General features: G+C 65.9%; 19 protein-coding genes. 5 read left to right on the forward strand and 14 right to left on the reverse strand.

The window, feature by feature from the left end:
- Positions 1–20: 20 nt before the first annotated feature.
- Both AC6H0N_RS04885 and AC6H0N_RS04890 read right to left on the reverse strand, forming a co-directional pair.
- The gene (locus AC6H0N_RS04885) at positions 21–494 is read right to left on the reverse strand and encodes a Dps family protein (RefSeq protein ID WP_497572937.1); all 474 of its coding nucleotides are present in this window, start codon (positions 492–494) and stop codon (positions 21–23) included.
- Between the two features lie 123 nt (positions 495–617).
- Positions 618–1,556, reverse strand: a complete 939-nt coding sequence (locus AC6H0N_RS04890) for a hydrogen peroxide-inducible genes activator (RefSeq protein ID WP_497572938.1) — start codon at positions 1,554–1,556, stop codon at positions 618–620.
- Between the two features lie 160 nt (positions 1,557–1,716).
- On the opposite strand from AC6H0N_RS04890, the gene AC6H0N_RS04895 reads away from it, so the two are divergent.
- Entirely contained in the window at positions 1,717–3,192 is a 1,476-nt protein-coding gene (locus AC6H0N_RS04895; RefSeq protein ID WP_497572939.1) for a DegQ family serine endoprotease, read from the forward strand.
- Positions 3,193–3,242: 50 nt separating this feature from the next.
- Here the strand turns inward: AC6H0N_RS04895 and AC6H0N_RS04900 are convergent, their stop codons facing one another.
- On the reverse strand, positions 3,243–4,868 hold the full coding sequence (locus AC6H0N_RS04900) for a methyl-accepting chemotaxis protein (protein ID WP_497572940.1): 1,626 nt from the start codon (positions 4,866–4,868) through the stop codon (positions 3,243–3,245).
- A gap of 228 nt (positions 4,869–5,096) precedes the next feature.
- Between AC6H0N_RS04900 and AC6H0N_RS04905 the strand changes: the two genes are divergently transcribed.
- Positions 5,097–5,564: a c-type cytochrome gene (locus AC6H0N_RS04905; RefSeq protein ID WP_497572941.1), complete on the forward strand. Its 468-nt coding sequence runs from the start codon at positions 5,097–5,099 to the stop codon at positions 5,562–5,564.
- A 70-nt stretch (positions 5,565–5,634) separates the two neighbouring features.
- Here AC6H0N_RS04905 and AC6H0N_RS04910 read toward each other — a convergent pair whose 3' ends face one another.
- Both AC6H0N_RS04910 and uvrA read right to left on the reverse strand, forming a co-directional pair.
- Positions 5,635–6,324, reverse strand: a complete 690-nt coding sequence (locus AC6H0N_RS04910; RefSeq protein WP_497572942.1) for a cytochrome b/b6 domain-containing protein — start codon at positions 6,322–6,324, stop codon at positions 5,635–5,637.
- The gene (uvrA, locus tag AC6H0N_RS04915; protein ID WP_497572943.1) at positions 6,321–11,816 is read right to left on the reverse strand and encodes an excinuclease ABC subunit UvrA; all 5,496 of its coding nucleotides are present in this window, start codon (positions 11,814–11,816) and stop codon (positions 6,321–6,323) included. The genes AC6H0N_RS04910 and uvrA overlap by 4 nt, the downstream gene beginning before the upstream one ends.
- 139 nt (positions 11,817–11,955) lie before the next feature.
- Here uvrA and AC6H0N_RS04920 point away from each other — a divergent pair, with 139 nt between their 5' ends.
- On the forward strand, positions 11,956–12,537 hold the full coding sequence (locus tag AC6H0N_RS04920; RefSeq protein WP_497572944.1) for a hypothetical protein: 582 nt from the start codon (positions 11,956–11,958) through the stop codon (positions 12,535–12,537).
- 4 nt (positions 12,538–12,541) lie between these two features.
- Here AC6H0N_RS04920 and AC6H0N_RS04925 read toward each other — a convergent pair whose 3' ends face one another.
- The gene (locus AC6H0N_RS04925) at positions 12,542–13,042 is read right to left on the reverse strand and encodes a GFA family protein (protein WP_497572945.1); all 501 of its coding nucleotides are present in this window, start codon (positions 13,040–13,042) and stop codon (positions 12,542–12,544) included.
- On the opposite strand from AC6H0N_RS04925, the gene AC6H0N_RS04930 reads away from it, so the two are divergent.
- Positions 13,041–13,409, forward strand: a complete 369-nt coding sequence (locus tag AC6H0N_RS04930) for a thiol-disulfide oxidoreductase DCC family protein (protein ID WP_497572946.1) — start codon at positions 13,041–13,043, stop codon at positions 13,407–13,409. The genes AC6H0N_RS04925 and AC6H0N_RS04930 overlap by 2 nt on opposite strands.
- A 22-nt stretch (positions 13,410–13,431) precedes the next feature.
- On the opposite strand, the gene AC6H0N_RS04935 is transcribed toward AC6H0N_RS04930, so the two are convergent.
- From AC6H0N_RS04935 to AC6H0N_RS04970, 8 genes are all read right to left on the reverse strand, one after another.
- Positions 13,432–14,160 (reverse strand): amino acid ABC transporter ATP-binding protein, encoded by a 729-nt coding sequence (locus tag AC6H0N_RS04935; RefSeq protein ID WP_497572947.1) that lies wholly within the window; start codon positions 14,158–14,160, stop codon positions 13,432–13,434.
- Positions 14,147–14,800, reverse strand: a complete 654-nt coding sequence (locus AC6H0N_RS04940; protein WP_497572948.1) for an amino acid ABC transporter permease — start codon at positions 14,798–14,800, stop codon at positions 14,147–14,149. The genes AC6H0N_RS04935 and AC6H0N_RS04940 overlap by 14 nt, the downstream gene beginning before the upstream one ends.
- Positions 14,800–15,468: an amino acid ABC transporter permease gene (locus AC6H0N_RS04945; RefSeq protein WP_497572949.1), complete on the reverse strand. Its 669-nt coding sequence runs from the start codon at positions 15,466–15,468 to the stop codon at positions 14,800–14,802. Before AC6H0N_RS04945 ends, AC6H0N_RS04940 begins: the two co-directional genes overlap by 1 nt.
- Before the next feature lie 75 nt (positions 15,469–15,543).
- Positions 15,544–16,338, reverse strand: a complete 795-nt coding sequence (locus tag AC6H0N_RS04950) for a transporter substrate-binding domain-containing protein (RefSeq protein WP_497572950.1) — start codon at positions 16,336–16,338, stop codon at positions 15,544–15,546.
- Between the two features lie 10 nt (positions 16,339–16,348).
- Positions 16,349–17,047 carry a FadR/GntR family transcriptional regulator gene (locus tag AC6H0N_RS04955; protein WP_497572951.1) on the reverse strand — a complete coding sequence of 233 codons (699 nt, stop codon included), beginning with the start codon at positions 17,045–17,047 and terminating at the stop codon, positions 16,349–16,351.
- A gap of 296 nt (positions 17,048–17,343) precedes the next feature.
- The gene (locus AC6H0N_RS04960) at positions 17,344–18,975 is read right to left on the reverse strand and encodes an AAA family ATPase (protein ID WP_497572952.1); all 1,632 of its coding nucleotides are present in this window, start codon (positions 18,973–18,975) and stop codon (positions 17,344–17,346) included.
- A gap of 197 nt (positions 18,976–19,172) precedes the next feature.
- Positions 19,173–19,883 carry a DUF481 domain-containing protein gene (locus tag AC6H0N_RS04965; protein WP_497572953.1) on the reverse strand — a complete coding sequence of 237 codons (711 nt, stop codon included), beginning with the start codon at positions 19,881–19,883 and terminating at the stop codon, positions 19,173–19,175.
- Between the two features lie 306 nt (positions 19,884–20,189).
- Positions 20,190–20,795, reverse strand: a complete 606-nt coding sequence (locus AC6H0N_RS04970) for a TetR/AcrR family transcriptional regulator (RefSeq protein ID WP_497572954.1) — start codon at positions 20,793–20,795, stop codon at positions 20,190–20,192.
- 98 nt (positions 20,796–20,893) lie between these two features.
- Between AC6H0N_RS04970 and AC6H0N_RS04975 the strand changes: the two genes are divergently transcribed.
- Positions 20,894–22,060 carry an efflux RND transporter periplasmic adaptor subunit gene (locus tag AC6H0N_RS04975; RefSeq protein WP_497572955.1) on the forward strand — a complete coding sequence of 389 codons (1,167 nt, stop codon included), beginning with the start codon at positions 20,894–20,896 and terminating at the stop codon, positions 22,058–22,060.

Raw genomic sequence — 22,060 nt, forward strand, 5'->3', positions numbered from 1 at the left:
TTTGCTGAAAGCAGCAGTGCTTACTTGCTGTCGAGCAGGCTGCGCAGCATCCAGGCGGTCTTCTCATGCACCTGCATGCGCTGGGTCAGCAGATCGGCACTGGGTTCGTCAGCGGCGGCATCGACCACCGGCATCAGGCCCCGCGCGGTCTTGATGACGGCTTCCTGCCCCTTCACCAGGTGGCGAATCATCTCGTCGGCCGACGGCACACCCTTGGGCTCTTTCAGGCTGCTCAGCTTGACGAACTCGGCGTAGGTGCCCGGCGCCGGAAAACCCAGCGAACGGATGCGCTCGGCGATGGCATCCACGGCCAGTGCCAGTTCGGTGTACTGCGTCTCGAACATCAAATGCAGCGTGTTGAACATCGGGCCGGTGACGTTCCAGTGGAAGTTGTGCGTCGTCAGGTACAGCGTGTAGCTGTCGGCGAGCAGGTGTGACAGGCCATCCGCAATCTGGGCACGGTCCTTCTTGTTGATGCCGATATCGATATCCATTCAATCCTCCAGAGGAAAACAGCTAATTGCCGGCAGAGCCGACCATGACTCGATGCTACGTGTGTCGCTCACAGAGGGCCAATTGAAAAGCCGCAAGAGCCTCATCAAGAGACTTGATGGGCTTCAGGCGGCCTCCTCGACCGGCGCTCGCCCCACAGGCCTTACGCCCGGCAGACCACACTCATGGATGGCCAATCGCAGCACATCGATCGCGCCACTGCGCGGATAGGTCACGCGCCAGGCCAACGCCACCCGGCGCGTCGGTTGCGGCTCGGCAAACGGGCGAACGGCCACCAGCGCATTGTTCTCCTGCAATTCATCGGCCGCGGAACTGGGCAGGATGGTGACGCCGAGACCGGAAGCCACCATGTGGCGGATGGTTTCCAGCGAACTGCCTTCGAGTGTGCGCTGCAGGCCGCCGACGTTGCGGCATTGCGGGCAGACCTCCAGCACCTGGTCACGGAAGCAGTTGCCGGCCCCGAGCAGCAGCAACTGGTCGTCGGCCAGCTTGTCGGCCTCGATGGTCTTCTCGCTGGCCCAGGCATGGCCGGCCGGCAACAGCACGCGGAAAGGCTCGTCATACAGCGGCTGCGCCACCACGCCGGGCTCCTCGAAGGGCAGCGAGAGGATCACCACATCGAGCTCACCACGCTTGAGCTGCTCGACCAGCACGTGCGTGAAGTTTTCCTGGATCACCAGCGGCATCTTTGGCGCATGCTTGCGCATCAGCGGAATCAGGCGCGGCAGCAGATAGGGGCCGATGGTGTAGATCACCCCGATGCGCAGCGGCCCGGACAGCGGATCCTTGCCGGCCGCCGCAAGCTCGGGGATCAGCGCTGCCTCGACCAGCACCTTTTCGGCCTGGTTGACGATACGCTGGCCGACCGAAGTGATCTTGACCTCGGTTGCGCTGCGCTCGAACAGTTGCACGCCGAGTTCTTCCTCGACCTTCTTGATCGCGACCGACAGTGTCGGCTGACTGACGTGGCAACGCTCGGCGGCCCGCCCGAAATGGCGCTCCCGCGCGAGGGCCACGAGATAGCGCAGGTCGGTGAGGGTCATGGATGAAACTCCTGTCTGGGCAAGGCGCGGAAACGGGTTGCGGCGCCGGGAAACACGCGGAACAAAGGATACGACAGCTTTGCAGGCAGCAGCACGGGAACGCACGAGACGCGCCAGCGTCTACCAGATCGCTTCAGAACCTTTCGGAGGACAGGCATTCATGCGCCATTCGATTTCACACACCGTCGTCGCGCTGGCGATCACTCTCGGCATGGCCTTTCTGGTCATTCCCTCGACTGCCTTCGCGGCCCCCCCGGAAACCCAGACGCTGGTGAAGCCCAACCGCTTCGGCCTGCCGGATTTCGGCGATCTCGTGGACGATGTTTCGGCCGCGGTGGTCAACATCAGCGTCGTCCATACCCAGACCGCAAGCGCACCGGGTTCGTTCGCCGAAGACCCGATGTTCGACCTGTTGCGCCGTTTCGGCGTGCCGCTGCCGAACATGCCGGGGCAGAACGGTCAGGGCCCGCAAGCACGCGGCCCCCAGATCAGCCGCGGTATCGGCTCGGGCTTCATCATCAGCGCCGATGGCTACGTGCTGACCAACGCCCACGTGGTCAGCGAACGCGGCACCGACACCGAAGTCACGGCGCGCCTGCTTGATCGCCGCGAGTTCAAGGCCAAGGTCATCGGCACCGATCCGCGCACCGACATCGCCGTGCTCAAGATCGAAGCAAGCGGGCTGCCCACCGTGAAGCTGGGCGACCCCGAACAAGCCCGCGTCGGCGAGTGGGTGGTCGCCGTCGGCTCGCCCTTCGGCTTCGACTCCACCGTCACGGCCGGCATCATTTCGGCCAAGGCGCGCCGTCTGCCGAGCGAAACCTATGTGCCTTTCATCCAGACCGACGTCGCCATCAACCCCGGCAACTCGGGCGGGCCGCTGTTCAACCTGGCCGGCGAAGTGATTGGCATCAACGCGCAAATCTACTCGCGCTCGGGCGGCTTCATGGGCATTTCCTTCGCCATCCCGATCGACGTCGCACTCAACGTGAAGGACCAGCTCGTCGAGTTCGGCCGCGTCCAGCGCGGCCGCCTGGGTGTCTTGATCCAGCCGGTGGACAAGGATCTGGCACAGACCTTCGGACTGTCCGAGCCGCATGGCGCGTTGGTATCCCGCGTTGAGCCCGATTCCGCCGCGGCCCAGGCGGGGCTGCAACCGGGCGACATCATCACCGGAGTGGATGGCATGCGTGTCGAGGAATCGACGGATCTGCCGCGCGTCATCGGCGAAAAGCGCCCCGGCACCAAGGTGCAGCTCGACGTATGGCGTGAGCGCGCCAAGAAGCGCATCACCGCGACGCTGGACGAAATGCCCGCCGACGACATGCCGCTGGCCACGCCGAACGCAGTTCCCGAGCCCGACGGCAGCGTCGCCGCGCTCGGCTTGCGCGGCCGCAACATTGATCCGGCAGAAGCGGGTCGGATCGGCATCCCCGGTGGCGTACTGGTCGAAAGCGTGAGTGGGGCGGCTTCCAAGGCCGGGCTGCTCGCCGGCGACATCGTGCTCGCGCTCAACAACCAGGGCGTAGCCAATCTGGCAGAGCTGCGGTCACGCGTGGAATCGGCCGGCAAGCGCTTCGCCCTGCTGGTGCAGCGCGGTGAAGGGCGCATCTTCCTGCCGGTGACGCTGGACTGACAGCGAGTTCGGAAACTGAAACGGCCGGCATTGCGCCGGCCGTTTTTCGTTCACACGCGGAAGCGCGCTACGGCCTCCTGCAGCCGCGCCGCCAGCTCCTCAAGCTGACGCGCAGCCGACACGGTGCGGTCGATGGCCGCATTGTTGTCGCGCGCCATGCGGGCGATCTCCTCGATGCTGCCGCTGACGCTGTCCGACGACTGACGCTGCGACGCTGCCGACGCGGCGATGTCGTCCAGCCCGGCGCCAACCTCGGCCACCAGCGCGTTGGCCGCATCAAGCACCTCAGACACCTTGCCGGCCGCCGCACGGCTCGACTCGATGTGGCTGATGCCCTGCGTCAGCGACTTCTGCACGGCCTTCGACTGGTTCAGGATCTCGTGCGTGATCTTGTCGATCTCGCCGGCCGACATGGCGGACTTCTCGGCCAGCTTGCGCACCTCGTCGGCGACCACCGCAAAGCCGCGGCCCTGCTCGCCAGCGCGCGCCGCCTCGATGGCGGCATTGAGCGCCAGCAGATTGGTCTGCTCCGCGATCTCGCGCACTTCGCTGGTCATGCCGGTGATCGATCCGGCCGACTGCACGAAGGCATCGATCAGCCCGGCCAGGTTCTGCACCGCCGATTCGACATGCGAAACCTCGCCGATCAAGTGCTGCAAGCTGGCCTTGCCCTCAGCCGAACGCGCCAAGCTCTCGCGCGATCGCTCACGCACCTGCTCGGTACTCGCCGCGATCTGGCCGATGTCGCTGGCCAGCTCCTCGACGGCCACCGCGGCGCGCTCGGACTGGTCGTTCTGACGGTGCGAGCCCTGCGCCACGCGGCTGGCGTCCTCCGCCAGCTCGCGCGCCGAGCGCGTCACCACGCCGGCCGATTCACCGACGTTGCGCACCAGATCAGCGATGGTGCCGAGCATGCGGTTGAAGGTGGCGGCCGTGCGGCCGATCTCGTCGTCGCCGTCCACCGGCAGCCGCCGCGTCAGGTCGCCGCCGCCCTGCGCCAGCTCGGCCAGCGTGCCGGACAGATGACTCATCGGCCGCGTCACAACACGCCGGATGAAGAAGTACACGAAGGCCATCAAGGGCAAGGAAGCCAGCAGTGCAAAGAGGATGCTCTCGTTACGCAAACGCGCCACCGCCTCGTTGGCGCGATCGAGCGACACGCGCATCGACACCGCGCCCAGCGGCGTGCCTTCGGCCACCTGGTGGCACATCAGGCAGTTCTTGCCGAGGTAGTTGGCACTCGCCCGCGACGGCACAACCACGCGCAGGTGCTCTCCGTGCTGCGCGTTGGACTCGACCCGCGCGACCGCTTCGCCGCCGGCCAGCACCGCACGCTCGGTATCATCGGTGGCCGTCTCGCCGGCCTTGCCGGGGCCGAAAGCCTTGCTCACCGCCTCGGCACGCAACACCTTGAGATCGCGCAACACCACCAGTTCCTTGATCTGATCGAGGAACACATCGCGCTGATCAACCGTGCCGGTGATCATCATGCCGGTGAGTCCCGCCATGGTCATCTCGTGGATGGTCATGGCGAACTCCTCCGCCTGCTGAACAGCGTTGCGCCGGTTGCTGTGGGTCTCCCAGGCGATCAGGCTGCCCCAGGCAATCACCAGCATCAGCCAGATCGCGCCGGTCAGGCGCATCCAGATCGGAGTATCGGAAAAACGGGATGACATGGGCAAACTTCCGCAAAGGCACCGCATGAACGGCAGAATGGTCAGGACGAGATGCGGGGTCATGACTCATGACCCCGCATGCTTTAGTGGCCAAGCTTATGCGGCAATGCAATTGCAGATGCTGATCCAGATCAGATAGATTCGAACCAAATGCGCCGCACGCGGTCATTTCGCCGTTGCTGCGATGCAGCGGCACTCCCGATTTCCACCTGTCTCAGGAGCAACACAATGAAGAAAACCATGCTCGCAGCCATCCTCGGTGTCACGGCACTGGCGGTCACGGCCGCTGCACAGGCTCAGGTCTCCGCCTCCGACATGATCAAGTTCCGCCAGTCCGGCTACAGCTTCATGTCGTGGAACATGGGCAACATCAAGGCCCAGCTCGAAGGCGCGAATTACGATCAGGCCCGCGTCGCGGCCGCCGCCAATGTCATCGCCTCCGTCGCCAATTCGGGCATGGGCGCGCTGTATGCGCCGGGCACCGACAAGGGCACGGGCTGGAAGGAAACGCGCCTCAAGCCGGAGTTCTTCGCCGAGCAGGACAAGGTGCGCGAAATTGCGGTTAATTTCGTTCAACAGGCAAACAAGCTGCAGCAAGTTGCCGCCAACGGCGACAAGGCTGCCGTCGCCGCGCAGTTTGGCGAGGTCGGCAAGGCCTGCAAGGCCTGTCACGACAACTACCGCGAGAAGGAATAAGTCCTCGGCATCATCAAAAACGGCCACCCGAGGGTGGCCGTTTTGTCTTTCGGCGCGCGGTGCGAGCCGCTCACCACCCCATATTTGCCGGGGGTGGCGGCGGAGGCGGGGGCAGCAAGGCACCGCTTGCAGCCCATACCGCCCCGAGCGCCACGATCAGCGCAATGACGAAAGCCGCCGCGCCACCGCCGCGCGCCTCGCGATGCTCGCCTTCGACACGCTTTCGGCCGGTGATCATCGGCGTGAGGATGTCGTCGCGCTTTGCCCGCACGTAATACAGCACGGCCGCCACGTGCAGGGCGACCAGCCCGTACAGGAACCACTCGCCCTGGCGGTGCAGGCCCGACAGCCAGCCGCTGGTGTCTGACGACACGGCCGGCGCCAACGGACCACTGAAGGCGATGTCGTCATTGGAAAAGAGGCCGGTGCCAACCTGATAGGCCACCACACCGAGCAGTGCGAGCACCGACAAAGCGCCCAGCGGATTGTGGCCCACGCCATCCCAGCGCCCGGCCAGATAGTCGCGGATCGCGCGCGGCCCCGGCACGAAGTCGGTGAAGCGGGCGTACGTCGAACCGACCACGCCCCACGCGACGCGGAACACCACGAGGCCGAGAATCGCAAGCCCGATGCGGCCGTGCCACAGCATTGCGTTGCCACCAATCTTGACCGTCACCACCGCCGCGACGATCAGCACGGTGAGCGACCAGTGGAACAGCCGGGTCGGTAGATCCCAGACCTTGATGAGGCGTTGACTCATGCTTTCTCCGTCGAGGTGCGCGTGGCGAGGAATTCACCCAGGATGGCCGCAGTATGTGACCGCGTAACGCTGCGAACGGCTTCGACAGGGCCCTGCGCAACAATTTCGCCGCCACCATCGCCACCCTCCGGCCCGAGGTCGATCAGCCAGTCGGCTTCGGCCATCACGTCCAGATCGTGTTCGATCACCAGCACCGTGTGGCCAGCATCCGCCAGCCGATGCAGCACGTGGATGAGCTTCTCGACGTCGGCCATGTGGAGACCCACGGTGGGCTCGTCGAGCACGTACAGCGTGTGCCGTTCGGCCGGCAGCGGGCGCCCGCCGGTGGCCGCCGATTCACCGGCGCGGCCGCGCACCTTGGCCAGCTCGGTGACCAGCTTGATGCGCTGCGCTTCGCCGCCTGAGAGCGTGGGGCTGGGCTGGCCCAGCGTCAGGTAACCCAGCCCGACGTCCTGCAGCAGGCGCAGGGGATGGGCGACCGACGGGTGCGCGGCGAAGAACTCCACCGCTTCGTCCACCGGCATCTCCAGCACCTCGGCCGCCGACTTGCCCCGCCATTCGACCGCCAGCGTTTCGACGTTGAAGCGGCGGCCTGAGCAGGCTTCGCACGGCAACTTCACGTCGGGCAGGAAGTTCATCTCGACCGTGACCTGCCCCTGCCCCTGACACACCGGGCAGCGCCCGGCGCCGGTATTGAACGAGAAGCGCGAGGCGTTCCAGCCGCGCGTCTTGGCGTCGAAGGTCTCGGCGAACAGCTTGCGGATGGTGTCCCAGAAGCCGACGTAGGTCGCCGGGCACGAGCGCGGCGTCTTGCCGATGGGGGTCTGGTCGACTTCCAGCACGCGGCCGATGAACTCGGCGCCTTCGATGCTCTTGCAGCCGAGCACCGGTTGCGCGGTCTTCGCGCCGACCACGCGCTGCAGGTTGGCCAGCAACACATCGCGCGCCAGCGTCGACTTGCCCGAGCCGGAGACCCCGGTAACCACGGTCAGCCGGCCCAGCGGCACGCGCGCCTCAACGTTCCTGAGGTTGTGCAGGCTGGCGCCGCGCACGACGATGGCCGGGTGATCGGCGGCAACGTCACGACGCGGGTGGAGCGGATGCAGCAGCGGCGCGCGCAGGCAGCGGCCGGTGGCCGATTCGGGCGCGGCCATCAGGTCCGCCAGCGAGCCTTCGGCGGTGACCTGCCCACCGCGCACGCCGGCACCGGGGCCGAGGTCGATGACGTGGTCGGCGCGGCGGATGGTGTCTTCGTCGTGCTCCACCACCAGCAGGGTGTTGCCGCGGTCGCGCAGCGCTTCGAGCGTATCCAGCAGCAGGCGGTTGTCGCGCGGATGCAGGCCAATGGTCGGCTCGTCGAGGATGTAGCACACGCCGCGCAGGTTGGAGCCAAGCTGCGCCGCCAGGCGGATGCGCTGCGCCTCGCCGCCCGACAAGGTCGGCGCCCCGCGGTCGAGCGCCAGATAGCCCAGACCGACCTTGTGCAGGAACTGCAGCCGGCCACCGATCTCCGCGACCAGATCGCGGCCGATGTCGACCTCGCGGCCGGTCAGCGCGATGGCCTCGAAGAAGCCGGCCACCTTGTCCACCGCGAACGACGACAGCTCGTGAATGCCCAGATCGCGGAAGCGCACCGCGCGCGCCACCGGGTTCAGCCGCGCACCTTCGCAGGCCGGGCAAACCTCATCGACTACATGCTCGTCCTCGGCCAGATCGAGCTCGTTGGGGTCTTCCACACGCCCGCTCACCTTCAGCCCGGTGCCGAAACAGCTCGCGCACCAGCCATGCTTGGCGTTGTACGAGAACAGCCGCGGGTCGGGCTCGGGGAAGCTGGTGCCGCAGCACGGGCAGGCGCGCTTGGTCGAGAAGGTCACCGGGGCGGCGTTGAGTGCGCCCAGCTCCAGCACCTTGACCACGCCTTTGCCATGCTCCAGCGCGGTTTCCAGCAATTCGCGCAGGCGCGGCTCGCTGTCGGCTTTCGCCACCAGCATGCCCACCGGCAGGTCGATGTTGTGTTCCTGATAGCGGTCCAGCCGCGGCCACTTGGTGGTCGGCAGATATTCGCCGTCCACGCGCAGTTGCTCGAAGCCCTTGCCGCGCGCCCATTTGGCAAGATCGGTATACAAACCCTTGCGGTTCATCACCAGCGGCGACAGCAGTTCGACCGACTTGCCGGCAAAGTCCTTCGCGATCTGCGTAGCGATGGCGTCGAAGCTCTGCGGCACAACCGGCACTTCGCAGTCCGGGCAGTACTGCGTGCCGAGCTTGACGTACAGCAGGCGCAGAAAGGGCTGGATCTCGGTCAGCGTGCCGACCGTGCTCTTGCGCCCGCCGCGGCTCACGCGCTGCTCGATGGCGACAGTGGGCGGGATGCCGGTGAGGTGGTCCACATCCGGCCGGCTGGCCGGCTGCACGAACTGGCGCGCGTAGGCGTTGAGCGATTCGAGATAGCGCCGCTGGCCCTCGCCGAACACGATGTCAAAAGCCAGCGTGGACTTGCCCGAGCCGGACAGCCCGGTGATCACCGTGAACTTGTCGCGCGGAATCTCCAGGCTGACGTTCTTCAGGTTGTGCTCGCGCGCGTGGCGGATGCCGATGACGGGCGCCGGCAGCGGACGATGGCGCGGCGCGGCCTCGGCCACCTTGCGCAGCACCGCCTTGCTGTCGAGCGCGGCGCGGTATTCGCGCATGGCGCGGCCGGTGTGGGACGCCTCGACGCGCATCACCGCTTCGGGGGTGCCGCAGGCCAGAATCTCGCCGCCGTCCTCGCCGCCTTCGGGGCCGAGGTCGATGAGCCAGTCGGCCGTCAGCAACACGTCGAGGTTGTGCTCGATGACCACCACCGAATGTCCGGCGTCGAGCAGCTTGTCGAACGCCCCGAGCAAGGTCGCCACGTCGGAAAAATGCAGGCCGGTGGTCGGCTCGTCGAACAGGAACAGCAGCTGCTCGCCCGCGCCCTTGCGCGATTTCCGGCCCGCCAGCTTGGTGGCCTCGGCCAGATGGCCGGCGAGCTTCAGGCGCTGCGCCTCGCCGCCCGAGAGCGTCGGCACCGGCTGACCCAGACGCACGTATTCCAGCCCGACGTCCGCCAGCGGCGCCAGCGCCGCGAGGGCGTCCTTCTCGCCGGCGAAGAAATCGAGCGCCTCGCGCACCGTCATCTCCAGCACGTCGGCCACCGACTTGCCGCGCCATTGCAGTTCCAGCACTTCGGGGCGGTAGCGCTTGCCGTCGCAATCCGGGCAGCGCAGGTACACGTCCGACAGAAACTGCATCTCGACATGCTCAAAGCCCGAGCCGGTGCAGGTCGGGCAACGCCCGGTGCCGGTGTTGAAGCTGAAGGTGCCCGGCGTGTAGCCGCGCGCCTTGGCCTCGGGCAGCGCGGCGTAGCGCTTGCGGATGGCGTCCCACGCGCCGACGTGGCTGACCGGCATCGAGCGTGCGCTCTTGCCGATCGGCGACTGATCGACCAGCACCACGCCCGCCAGATGCTCGGCGCCATCGATGCCAGCCAGCGCATCGGGCGGCAGTTCGGAGGCCACGCTCTCGCCGAAACGGCGCGCCAGCGCGGGGTACAGCACATCCTGGATCAGCGAGGACTTGCCCGAGCCGGACACGCCCGAGACGCACACCAGATGCCCCAGCGGAAATTCCACATCGACGCTGCGCAGGTTGTGCAGACGTGCGCCACGCAGCGTCAGCGCCGGGCCACCATCGGCCACCGGACGCGCCAACCGGCCGATGTCGACACGCTCACGGCCGGCCAGATAGGCGCCGGTGCGCGAAGCCGGGTCGGCCGCGACTTCGGCCGGCGTGGCATAGGCCACGATCTCGCCGCCACGCTCGCCGGGGCCGGGGCCGATGTCGAGCAGACGGTCGGCGGCGAACATGATCTGCGGATCGTGCTCGACCACCACCAGCGTGTTGCCGGCGTCGCGCAACCGCGTCATGACGCCCAGGATGCGGTCGATGTCGCGCGGGTGCAGGCCGATGCTCGGTTCGTCGAGCACGAACAGCGTGTTCACCAGCGAAGTGCCCAGCGCCGTGGTCAGGTTGATGCGCTGCACCTCGCCGCCGGACAGCGTGCGCGACTGCCGATCCAGCGTGAGATAGGCGAGCCCCACGCGGTCGAGGTAATCGAGCCGGCTGCGCACCTCGCCGAGCAGCAAATCGGTGGCTTCATCGAGCGGCTTGGGCAGTTCCAGGCCATCGACGAACTCGCGCACACGGGCTATCGGTTTGGCCATCAACTGATGGATCGCGGCGCTGTTCTTGCCCTTACCGCCCAGACGCCACAGCAGCGCCTCGGGCTTGAGCCGCGCGCCGTGACAGGCCGGGCATTCCGTGTAGCTGCGATAACGCGACAGCAGCACGCGGATGTGCATCTTGTAGGCCTTGGTCTCCAGCCAGTCGAAGAAGTGACGCACGCCGTACCACTTCTTCGGCCACGAGGATTTCCAGCTCTTCCAGGTCTCGTCGCCTTCCAGCACCCAGCGGCGATGCTCGGGCGACAGATCGCCGAAAGGCACGTCCAGCGGCACGCCGTACTTCGGCGCCATTTTGATCAGGTCGTCCTGACTCTCGGCGTAGCTCTTGGACTGCCATGGCTTCACCGCGCCTTCGCGCAGCGTCTTTGATTCGTCCGGCACGACCAGCCCGAAATCCACGCCGATCACCCGGCCGAAGCCCCGGCAGATCTCGCACGCGCCGATCGGCGAATTGAACGAGAACAGCCCCGGCGTGGGGTCGCCGTAATGGATGTCGCAGTCGGCGCAGTGCAGATCGGTCGAGAAGCGCCATGTCGCATCTTCGGCATGCACGCTCATGCGGCCCTTACCGCGCACCAGTGCCGCCTCGATCGCCTCGGCCACGCGCGCGGATTCCGCATTCGAGAAGCGCAGGCGATCCTGCACGACATGCAGCACATCGCCGTCCGCAGCCTTTTCGCGCGACTGGATGCGGGTGTAACCCTGGGCGGCGAGCAGCTGCTCGACCTCGGCCTCACTGAAGTTGTGCGGCACCGGCACCGGGAAACTCAGCACCAGACGCGGATCATCCTTGGCCGTGCGCTCGGCCAGCGCCCGAACGATGCTCTCCGGGTCGTCGCGCTGCACCTCGCAGCCGCAACCCCGGCAATGCAAGTGCGCCGCACGCGCGTAGAGCAGCTTGAAGTGGTCCGACAGCTCGGTCATGGTGCCAACCGTCGAGCGCGAGCTGCGCACCGGGTTGGTCTGGTCGATCGCAATCGCCGGCGGTACACCCTCGATGCGGTCGACCTGCGGCTTGTCCTGGCGGTCGAGAAACTGCCGCGCGTAGGGCGAGAAGGTCTCGACGTAGCGTCGCTGCCCCTCGGCATAGAGCGTGTCGAACACCAGCGAGGATTTGCCCGAGCCGGACACCCCGGTCACCACCGTCAGCTCGTTGAGCGCGATGTCGAGCGAGAGGTTGCGCAGGTTGTTCTGGCGCGCGCCGCGGATGCGGATCGAGTCGGTCATGAAGTGGCCGGAAAGGAAGAGGAGCGGGTTCTGATTCTATCGCCCGGGGCGGGTTCCCGAGGCTTGCGCTTTTACCGGCCGTGCCGCCTTCATCGCGGCGTAACGCGCATGCGGCAGCGTATGCACTCCGTGACCCGACTTGCTCCCGACCATGCATCCGGCCAAGACCGAACTCGCCCGCACTGCATTGGCCGTGCGCGACCCCACGCTGGGCCTTGCCGAGCGCCGCCTGCTGATCCTGTGCGACGGCAAACGCCCACCTGACGAACTCACCGCGCTGCTCGGGCCCGGCACGCCCGACACGCTCGAACGACTGCGAGAACAAGGTTTTCTGAGCTGGACACAGATCGCGGAAGCACCACCAGAGCCGCCACCGCCGCCACCGTCCGAGGCAGCGGCGGCACCCATCGCGCCCGAACCGGCCGCAACGACCCGCAACCGCCGTTCGGCCGCCATTGCAAAAATCTACGTCACCGACATGCTCAGCCTGATGCGCCGCGACGACGCCAACGCCATGTCAGCCCGCCTGCACGCCGCCACCGCCGAAACCGAAGTCATGAACACCATCGACGCCACGCTGCGCTTCATCGCCGAAATATCCGGCACACGCTACGCCCGCAAGATCGCCAGCCGCGTAGCCGAAGTGGCGCCCGAAGCCTGGCTCGCCGAGCCGGATTCAACGCTCGCCGAGTTCGCCTCCGGCGACGCCGAACAGGTCTGAACGCTCAGTCTTCCGGCGCCCCGAACTTCGCAAATACCTCGGCCCCCGTCATGTCGTGTGTCTTGTTGGCAAACGCGTAATGCGCCGGCTTCTCGTCGATGAACACCTGATGGTCGAAGCGCCAGTCGCCGTCCTCCAGCAAGCCCAGCGGAAACGCATAGAAGCCGCTCTGTTTCAGCCGGTAGAACAGATGCGTGCCGCAATGGCTGCAGAACCCGCGATCCGCCCATTCCGACGAGTCATACGCCTTGATGTGCTCCGCACCTTCGATGGTCGGCGTCTCCGCGCACTCCACCGCCAGCATCGGCCCACCGTTCCATTTGCGGCAGGTAGTGCAATGGCAGGCGCCGTACACCCTGTCTTTCACCTTCGCGCGCAGCTTCACGCGGCCACACAGACAACTCCCCGTAACTTCTGTCGCTGACATGACACCTCCCTCCCGGCTGGATGAAACTGGAAGCATAGCAATGCCGAGCGTGCCACACTGAAAGCGGAGGAAAACCATGCCCGAAGAAGATCCGCTGACCGTCTTCTACGACGGCGCCTGTCCGCGCTGCCGGCGCGACCGGGCCAATTACGAGCATCTGGCCGGAGAGGGCGGGAAGGATGTGGAGTGGTGCGACATCACCGGACGGGACGATGCCTTGCGGGCCGAGGGCATCGATCCGGCGCTAGCGCTGCGTGAGCTGCACGTGCGTGCGCCGGACGGGCGGGTGCTGCGTGAGCTCGATGCCTACATTCTGCTGATGTCGCGGGTGTGGGCGCTCAAGCCGCTGGCTTGGCTGATCGGCCTGCCGGGCGTGCGCGGGCTGTGTTCGCGCGCCTATCGGGTGATGGTGGACCGACGGCTACGGCGCGAGGGGCGGGGCTGAAACCCGCGCGCCGCAGCGCGGCTTACATCACCGAGCGCGTGAAGTTGGCCAGCTCCGGCGTCTGCGGGTCGCTCAGGATGACTTTGGGGTCGCCGCTTTCGTGGATGCGGCCGTGGTGCATGAAGATCAGCTTGTTGCCGACGTCGCGTGCGAAGCGCATCTCGTGCGTGACCATGATCAGCGTCATGCCTTCGTCGGCAAGCTGACGCACCACTGCCAGCACCTCGCTGACCAGTTCGGGGTCGAGCGCGGAAGTGATCTCGTCGCACAGCAGCACGCTGGGGTTCATGGCCAGCGCACGGGCAATCGCCACGCGCTGCTGCTGGCCGCCGGATAGTTGGTCGGGGAAGCTGTCGAACTTGTCGGACAGTCCGACCTTGGCCAGCACCTCGCGGGCAATCGCCTCGGCCTCGCCCTTGGGTGTCTTCTTGACCACGGTGGGCGCGAGCATCACGTTCTCCCCGGCGGTGAGATGCGGAAACAGGTTGAACTGCTGGAACACCATGCCGACCTTCTGGCGCAGCGCGCGCAGATCGCCCTTGCCGCCGTGCAGCGCAGCGCCGTCGACCACGATCTCGCCGTCGTCGATGGTTTCGAGGCCGTTGATGGTGCGCAGCAGCGTGCTCTTGCCCGAACCGCTGCGACCGATGAGGGCGATGACGTCACCCTTCTCGACGGTCAGGTCGATGCCCTTGAGCACGTGGTTGCTGCCGAAATGCTTGTGCAGGGCGGTGATCTTAACGAGCGACATGGAACTTCCTCTCCAGGTGTTTCGCATACAGCGAAAGTGGATAGCACAGCGCGAAGTAGCCGACCGCCACCAGCCCGAACACCATGAACGGCTGGAAAGTGGCGTTGGCGAGCATCGAGCCGGTCTTGGTGAGTTCGGAGAAGCCGATGATCGAGGCCACTGCCGTGCCCTTGACCACCTGCACCGAGAAGCCGACGGTCGGCGGAATGGCCAGGCGCATGGCTTGCGGCAGGATCACGTAGCGCATCTGCTGCGTGAAACCCAGCGCCAGGCTGGAGGAGGCTTCCCATTGGCCGCGCGGCACGGCCTCGACGCAGCCGCGCCAGATCTCGGCCAGATAGGCGCTGGTAAACAGCGTCAGTCCCAGGGCTGCTGCCATCCACGGCGACACATTCACGCCGAACAGCGGCAGGCCGAAGAAGACGATGAACAGCTGCATCAGCAGCGGCGTGCCCTGGAAGACCTCGATGTAGGCCTTGGTGAACCATTGCAGCGGGCGGCTGCGCGAGATGCGCAGGAACAGGATCAGCAGCCCCACCCCGCCGCCCAGCGCAAAGGCGATGAGCGACAGCGCGAGCGTCCATTTCGCGCCTTCGAGCAGGTTGCGGACGATGTCCCAGGTGGTGAATTCGACGAACATCAGCGCGCCCTCCCGACGATGACGCGCTGGCCGAACTGCATCAGCAGCCAGCGCACGAACACCGACATGGCGAAGTACATCGCGGTGGCCACCAGGAAGGTCTCAAACGCGCGGAAGCTGCGAGACTGCAGGTAGTTTGCTGCGAACGTGAGTTCTTCTGCCGCGATCTGCGAGCAAACGGCCGACCCCAGCATGACGATGATGACCTGGCTGACCAGCGCCGGCCACACCCGCGCCAGCGACGGCCGCAGCACCACATGCACGAAGATCTGAACGCGGTTGAGCGCCAGCGACGCCGCGGCCTCGATCTGCCCGCGCGGCGTGGCAATGATGCCGGCACGAATGATCTCGGTGGAGTAGGCGCCGAGGTTGATGACCATGGCCAGAATCGAGGCCTCCCAGCCGCTGAGCTTCACGCCGAGCGACGGCAGGCCGAAGAAGATGAAGAACAACTGCACCAGAAACGGCGTGTTGCGGATGGCCTCCACATATACCCCGAAGGCCGCCGAGAAGGGCTGCACGCGCCAGGCACGGCAGATTGCGCCGACGATGCCGAGCGAGATGCCCAGCAAGGCGCCGACGGCCGTCAGGCCCAGCGTGGCGGCCGCGCCCTGCAGCAGCATTCCGGTGTTGTCGAACACCGGCGCAAAATCGAACTGGTAGGCCATGCGCACTCCCGATCCGGTGAATGTCAGACTCAGCGCGGGCCAGCCACCGCGTACGGCGGCCGGCCGCGAATGCGCTTACAGACCTTGCGGCAGCGGGGCCTTGAGCCAGCGCTGCGAGATTTCCTCAAGCGAACCGTCAGACTTGGCCTTGGCGATGATCTCGTTGACCTTGGCCATGAGCGCGGTCTCACCCTTGGCGGTGGCGACGTAGCACGGCGAGTTCTTGATCAGGAACTTCGGCTCCAGACTGCGGCGGCTTGTCATGTCGGCCACGGCCGCAGCAACCACGTTGCCGGTGGCGATGAAGTCCACCTGACCGGTGAGGTAGGCCGAGATGGTGGAGTTGTTGTCCTCGAAGCGGCGCACGGTGACTTTCGACGACACGATCTTGCTCAACTCCAGATCTTCGACCGCGCCGCGCGTCACACCCACAGTCTTGCCGTCCAGGCCTTCAACCGCCTTGAGCTCGACGTCAGTCGGGCCGAACACGCCGTTGAAGAAGGGCGCGTAGGCATCGGAGAAATCGATGACCTTCTCGCGCTCGGGGTTCTTGCCGAGACTGGAGATCACCAGATCGACCTTGTCGGTGGTCAGGAAAGGAATGCGGTTGGTGCTGGTCACCGGCACCAGCTCGACCTTCACGCCCAGCTGCTTGCCGATCAGGTTGGCCATGTCGATGTCGTAGCCACGCGGCTTGAGGTCGGTGCCGACACTGCCGAAGGGCGGAAAGTCCTGCGGCACGGCGACGCGCAGCGTGCCGTTCTTGAGCACGCTGTCGAGCGCGTCGGCGTGGGCAGGCAAGGCAACGCATGCGAACAGCGCAGCGCCGGCGAGAAGGTTCTGGATGAAGCTGCGACGATGGATCTGCATGACATGACTCCTACGAACGGGTGAAGGAAGTTTCCGATCTGACGAACTCGATGCCCGCCCTGCTGGCGGCGCTGTCCAGATGTGCCCGCATGGCCTGCGAAGCCTGAGCGGCATCACCCGCCTCGATGGCGGCGAGGATGACGCGGTGCTCATCGGCCGGCGACCACATGCTGCCCACGTCGCTGAACGGCAGACGCAGGCTGTGGGCGATCTGGGCGCTGAACTGGGCCGCCACCGCTCGCATCAGCGGGTTGCCCGACAGCTCGGCCAGTTGCAGGTGAAAGCGCAGATCCAGCTCCGAGGCCTGCACCAGGTCGCCCGCGCGCAGCGCGTCTTCCATCTCGTGCTGGATCGCCCACAAGGTGGCCACATCCGCCTTCGACGCCCGCTGCGCCGCAAGACCGGCCCAGACCGGCTCCATGGCGTGGCGGAATTCGAACAGCGCATGCGGTGGGGTTGCCGACGGCCCGGCCGGCAACTGCGCCGGACCGAGCTTGCTGCCCCAGGTGACGAACACCCCCTTGCCGGCCTGAGAGCGCACCAGGCCGAGCGCTTCGAGCATCGATACGGCTTCGCGCAACGAGGCCCGGCTGATGCTCAGGCTTTCGGCAAGGTCGCGCTGCGACGGCAGGGAATCGCCCTGGGCAAACTCGCCCGAGACGATACGGCGTTGGAGCGCTTGAGCAGCGATGCTGGCAATACTGGGCATGGTCCTGTTTTCAAGATCGACAGATGGTTTTTAACTGGTCAGACCAGTCAGGCCAGTTAAAGCATCAGCCGTGCCAGATCGCTGTTTTGTCAGTAATTACAAGGGGATTTGTAGATTGGGGAGCACGTCGGGAGGCGGCAAACAGACAAGCACGCACCATCGCGGCAAGCCGCGTGATGCGTTTTGCCCCGTGATGGTGCGGAGTGGACCGGATGAAGGCGCGCCGACTGCAGGCCCGAGGATGGCCTGCGTCCGGCGGCTGGTAACGAGATTGCTTCGCTACGCGCGCGACTGCATCAGTTGCCGCCCAGTCCGCGGAACACCGCGCACTGTGCAAAGGCCTCGGCCGACAGCGGCAGCTGCTTGCTCTTGCAGAAGCGGGCTGTGAGCTTGAGCAGCTCCTTGATGTCGCGGCCGCTGGCGTCACTGTAGGTGTCGGCCAGGGCTTCGATCAGCGTTTCGTCCAGCTCAACGTTGAACTGCTTTGCCAGCGTATGCCACAGGCGCACCGCGGCTTCGCGCGGCGGGACGTCGTAGCGGATGGTGGCGATGCAGCGCGACAGGATGGCGTCGTCCACATCGTCGATGCGGTTGGTGGTCATGAACAGCAGGCCGCTGAAGTACTCCAGCGTGCGCAGGAATTCGGCCACGATGGCGTTGTGCTGCAGGTCGTTGTCGCGGCAGCGGATGTACACGTCGGCTTCGTCGAGCAGCATGATGGCGTCCCAGCGCGCGGCACGCTGCAGCACGGTCGACAGGTTGGCCTCGACCGATTCGGCGGTGATGCCGAGCTGGCCGGAATGCACGCGATACAGCGGCTTGCCGACGACCTCGGAATACACCTCGGCGGTCAGCGTCTTGCCCAGGCCGGGCGCGCCCTGACACAGGATGATGGTGCCGCCGGATTTGCCTTCGACGATGTCGTCCTGCAGCACCTCCATGTCGGAGGTGAGGATGTCGATGAGGTCGCGGTGCGAATCCGGCAACACCAGCTTTTCGCGCAGTTCGGGCTTGTACTCGTAGGGCTCGAGGTTCTGCACGTGCACCCACACATTGCGGTGCAACTCGAGGTGGAACAGGTTCAGGTAGCAGTGCAGCGGCACGCGCTCGAAGCCACAGGGAATACCCAGCTCTCGCCAGAAAGTGGTGTCGGCGTTGAAGTCGAAGCTGCGTTCGAGCACGCCTTCGTCGTTCACGCATTTGACGCTCACCCCACGCGGCAGCTTCATGAACTCGGTGTCCTGCGGACCCTTGGCGAGGAACATGGCGTTGCGGCACGAGAACTGCATGCCGAAGCGCGGCTGCAGTTCGAGGAAGCGACGCTCGTGCTCAAGGTACTCGCGCTTTAGCTCGGTGGTTTCCTTGAAGTAGCCGCGCTCGGCCAGCAGGTCAGGCACGGTCTTGCCCTGCAGGTCGTGCTTGTAGAAGACGATGGCGTTTGTCATGCCGCCGCCGCGCTGGGTGGCGTCTTCGTTGACCTCGTTGTGGGCCGACCAGATGGTGTTGGCCATCAGCCCGACGATGACATACGGCGAACCCTGTTCGGGGTTGAACATACGCACGTAGCTGACCAGCCAGGGCAGCAGCACGCCGTCCTTGTTGCGGCGGTACAGCCAGCCGTCTTCGATGTCCTTGAACAGGTAGGCGACGAGCGCCGGAATGAACACTTCGAGGTTGTCCACGGCGATGCCGGCCGGCTCGCTGCGGATGCGGCGCAGGGCGGCGACCTGCAGCATGGTGGTGCGCTCGCCGGCGGCTTCGCACAGGCTGTGGAAGGTCTCCAGCGCGGGTGCGTCGAAGAGCTTGCTCGGCACCACGCTGCGGCCGTGATATACGGCGCACTGGGCGAGCCGCTTGCCCAGCGGGCTGTCGGCATCGATGCTGCCCAGCAGCCGGTTGCGCAGGGTGTCGGAAATCTCGAGATCCATTGCCACTCCATCGCCGCTGCGTCGGTTCGCGCGGCACATCGGGGCCGTCGGGGCCCCGCAAACGAAAACGGCCTCCGGTTCCCGGAAGCCGCGAATCCTGTTCGGCGCGAGCCCTTGCGAGCTCGACCGCCGCCTTGGCGGCCGGGCCACTATAGATCAAGCCGCCATGCTTTGGAAGCCGCGGCGGCACTGGCCTTTCAGAAGCTGTAGACCATGTTCACGCCGGTGATCTGGTCCGTCTTCTTGCCACGTTCGCCTTCGATTGCGCTGTTGTGGCGGATGGTATGCGAGAGCTTGGCGGAGATCGAATCGGTCACGCGCAGCGTCAGCGCGGAGATGGACTCGGTCCAGGTGTTTTCGCTGCCCAACTCCACGCGCAGGGTCTGCACGAACTTGGCGCTGTCCGAGATCTCGTGCGCAAAGCGGCCGCCGACATAAAGAATGGGCTCGGTCTGGCGCAGACCGTCGGGGTTCTCGTCGTAGTTCGTCCTGCGAAAGCCGGCGCCGATTTCGCCTTCGAGCTCGCTCGCGCTCGATTCGTAGAGCGTCCGGCCGTAGCCACCGATCGTGCTCCAGCGCGCCAGAATGTCCGAAAAACGGTCACGCTCGTACCGCACGGTGCCAAACGCGTAGGAGACCTCGGTCAGCTCACGACGCGGCTTGTAGCCGAGCCCGATGCGCTCGGCGGTCTTGTCACCGTCGGACTTGGCGTAATAGGCGTCGCCGTAGAACTCGTGGGACCAGATGGCGTTTTCGTGCTTGAGGTCGAAGCGGGTGTTGAGGCTGGTGTCGCGGCTGTTGCCGGCCGTGTTGGAGAAACCCAGTTCCAGGCCACCGGTCCATCCCTCGGCGTGCGCCGGCAGAGCGGTGGCCATCGCCAGAGTGGCACTCAGTGCGAGCTTCTTCATATTGTTCTCCTGTTCGGGTTTGGGGGTAACTGACCCGGACCGGAGGTTCCACGCGGCCTTGCAGAGGGTCCGGGGAGCGCCTGACCCTAGCAAATCGGTGGATGGGCATCAAAAGCGACGGAGGGGCGACGCGCTAAGTGCCATGCAAACGGAATCTGCGCGGCGGCAGACGGACGGCGCAGCGCGCCAGGGCTGCATTCCCGGCACGGCGGGAGAATCAGCCAAGCGCAGCAGACGCATGCAGCGGTGCTGCAAAGAGGCTGGATCGACGGAAATCAAGCAATCGTAAAAAAATGTAGGGGACCGCTACAGCCCCATGAGCTCCAGCACGCGCCGCTGATAACGCTCGGTTACCGTAGCCACGTCAAGATCGGGATTGCGCACGCCGCGGGTCATCAGACCGTCGAACATCGCGCACAAGGTGTCGACACAGTCCTCAAGCTCTTCGGCCGGGCGGCCCAGCCCGACCTCGCGCATCATCGATATGAAACTCGCCCGCAGACGCTGGTCGGCCGCACGCACCAGCTCGGCGATGCGCGGATTGCGAGCGGCTTCGGCAACGATCTCCAGCTTCAAGGCGGCTTCACCGGCGTCAAGCGCACTCAGCACGCTCTCGCTCACACAGGCGCACACCGTGGCGGTGAGATTGTTTGAGCTGCGCATGCGATCGTGGAAATCGAGGATGCGTGCCACGTCCTGTTCGACGATGGCGGCGATGATGTCTTCCTTGTTGCGGAAGTAGTGATAGATGTGGCCGGGGCTCATGCCTGCGGCCTGACAGATGCGCGCGATGCTCGCGCCATGGAAACCATGCTCGCGGAAACAGGCCTGCGCGGCACTCAGGATCTGTGCGCGACGCGCTTCTGCGCGGGGGCTGGGAAGTACGTCAACAATGGCTTGCGCTGCGGTCATGCGGGGAATCCGGGCTTGCGATGCAGTGCAGCATAACATAGAATGAGCGCTCAAACTAGAACGTACATTCTAACTCCCCCAGCCCCCCGAGATCGCTCATGCCCGCCCTGCCCCGAAGCCCCGCCCCCGGCCTGCTCGTTGCCGCAGCCGCCGTTCTGGCCCTCCTTACCGCATGCGGCAGCGGCAGTGACGGCGAAAGCGGCGCGCCGCAGGGTCCGCAAGCGCCCAAGGTAAGCGTGGTTGAAGTGCGCGGCGAAGCCACGACGGTGACGACCGAACTGCCCGGCCGCACCACTCCGTATCAAGTTGCCGAGATCCGCCCGCAAGTCGGCGGGATCATTCAGGAGCGGCTATTCACCGAAGGCGCAGAAGTAGCGGCCGGCGCCGTGCTGTACCGCATCGACGCGGCGACCTACGAGGCGGCGCTCGAAAGCGCCCGCGCAGCATTGGCGCGCGCCGAGGCCAATGCCGAAGCAGCCCGCGTGAGGGCCGAGCGCTATGAGGAGCTGGTCAAGATCAAGGCGGTCAGCACCCAGGCCCACGACGACGCCGTGGCGGCCTACAAGCAGGTGCAGGCCGAGATCGCCTCAGCGCGCGCCGCCGTCACGTCGTCACGCATCGACCTCGAACGCACGCAGGTGAAGGCCCCCATCGCCGGGCGCATCGGGCGCTCCAGCGTCACCGCTGGCGCATTGGTCACGGCCAATCAGGAACACGCGCTGGCCACCGTGCAGCAGCTTGATCCGATCTACGTCGACCTGACGCAATCCGGCACCGAGCTTCTGCAGATGCGCCGCGCCATCGAACAAGGCAGCATCCGCAGCAACAGTGCGGGCGAGACGCCGGTGCGAGTGCTCTTCGAGGACGGCACGGAATACCAACAGGAAGGGCGGCTGGCCTTTTCCGAAGTCACCGTTGATCCAGGCACCGGCAGCGTCACGCTACGCGCTGTAGTACCCAACCCGGAACAACGCCTGCTGCCGGGCATGTATGTGCGCGCCCGGATTGAGCAGGGTGTGAACGAAAACGCCATCCAGCTGCCGCATGCTGCAGTGCAGCGAGATCCGCGCGGAAACCCCACGGTGATGGTGGTGAAAGACGACGATACCGTCGAGTCGCGCGTCATCGGCGTCGCGCGCGCCACCGGCGAACACTGGATCGTCACGTCCGGCCTGAAGCCGGGCGAACGTGTGGTGGTCGAGGGACTGCAGCGCATCCGGCCGGGCGCCAAGGTCAGCGTCGTCAGCGCCGACGCAGCGCGCTGA

It is taken from the genome of Pseudazoarcus sp. NS34, from assembly GCF_059703725.1.

What these genes read in the sequence shown, in the direction of transcription:
- AC6H0N_RS04960 (WP_497572952.1), bottom strand. Translation starts at nt 18,975, where the DNA reads ATGGATCTCGAGATTTCCGACACCCTGCGCAACCGGCTGCTGGGCAGC.
- AC6H0N_RS04975 (WP_497572955.1), top strand. Translation starts at nt 20,894, where the DNA reads ATGCCCGCCCTGCCCCGAAGCCCCGCCCCCGGCCTGCTCGTTGCCGCA.
- AC6H0N_RS04900 (WP_497572940.1), bottom strand. Translation starts at nt 4,868, where the DNA reads ATGTCATCCCGTTTTTCCGATACTCCGATCTGGATGCGCCTGACCGGC.
- AC6H0N_RS04940 (WP_497572948.1), bottom strand. Translation starts at nt 14,800, where the DNA reads ATGTTCGTCGAATTCACCACCTGGGACATCGTCCGCAACCTGCTCGAA.
- AC6H0N_RS04955 (WP_497572951.1), bottom strand. Translation starts at nt 17,047, where the DNA reads ATGCCCAGTATTGCCAGCATCGCTGCTCAAGCGCTCCAACGCCGTATC.
- AC6H0N_RS04970 (WP_497572954.1), bottom strand. Translation starts at nt 20,795, where the DNA reads ATGACCGCAGCGCAAGCCATTGTTGACGTACTTCCCAGCCCCCGCGCA.
- AC6H0N_RS04905 (WP_497572941.1), top strand. Translation starts at nt 5,097, where the DNA reads ATGAAGAAAACCATGCTCGCAGCCATCCTCGGTGTCACGGCACTGGCG.
- AC6H0N_RS04945 (WP_497572949.1), bottom strand. Translation starts at nt 15,468, where the DNA reads ATGGCCTACCAGTTCGATTTTGCGCCGGTGTTCGACAACACCGGAATG.
- AC6H0N_RS04910 (WP_497572942.1), bottom strand. Translation starts at nt 6,324, where the DNA reads ATGAGTCAACGCCTCATCAAGGTCTGGGATCTACCGACCCGGCTGTTC.
- AC6H0N_RS04935 (WP_497572947.1), bottom strand. Translation starts at nt 14,160, where the DNA reads ATGTCGCTCGTTAAGATCACCGCCCTGCACAAGCATTTCGGCAGCAAC.
- AC6H0N_RS04885 (WP_497572937.1), bottom strand. Translation starts at nt 494, where the DNA reads ATGGATATCGATATCGGCATCAACAAGAAGGACCGTGCCCAGATTGCG.
- uvrA (WP_497572943.1), bottom strand. Translation starts at nt 11,816, where the DNA reads ATGACCGACTCGATCCGCATCCGCGGCGCGCGCCAGAACAACCTGCGC.
- AC6H0N_RS04895 (WP_497572939.1), top strand. Translation starts at nt 1,717, where the DNA reads ATGCGCCATTCGATTTCACACACCGTCGTCGCGCTGGCGATCACTCTC.
- AC6H0N_RS04925 (WP_497572945.1), bottom strand. Translation starts at nt 13,042, where the DNA reads ATGGTTTTCCTCCGCTTTCAGTGTGGCACGCTCGGCATTGCTATGCTT.
- AC6H0N_RS04950 (WP_497572950.1), bottom strand. Translation starts at nt 16,338, where the DNA reads ATGCAGATCCATCGTCGCAGCTTCATCCAGAACCTTCTCGCCGGCGCT.
- AC6H0N_RS04930 (WP_497572946.1), top strand. Translation starts at nt 13,041, where the DNA reads ATGCCCGAAGAAGATCCGCTGACCGTCTTCTACGACGGCGCCTGTCCG.
- AC6H0N_RS04890 (WP_497572938.1), bottom strand. Translation starts at nt 1,556, where the DNA reads ATGACCCTCACCGACCTGCGCTATCTCGTGGCCCTCGCGCGGGAGCGC.
- AC6H0N_RS04965 (WP_497572953.1), bottom strand. Translation starts at nt 19,883, where the DNA reads ATGAAGAAGCTCGCACTGAGTGCCACTCTGGCGATGGCCACCGCTCTG.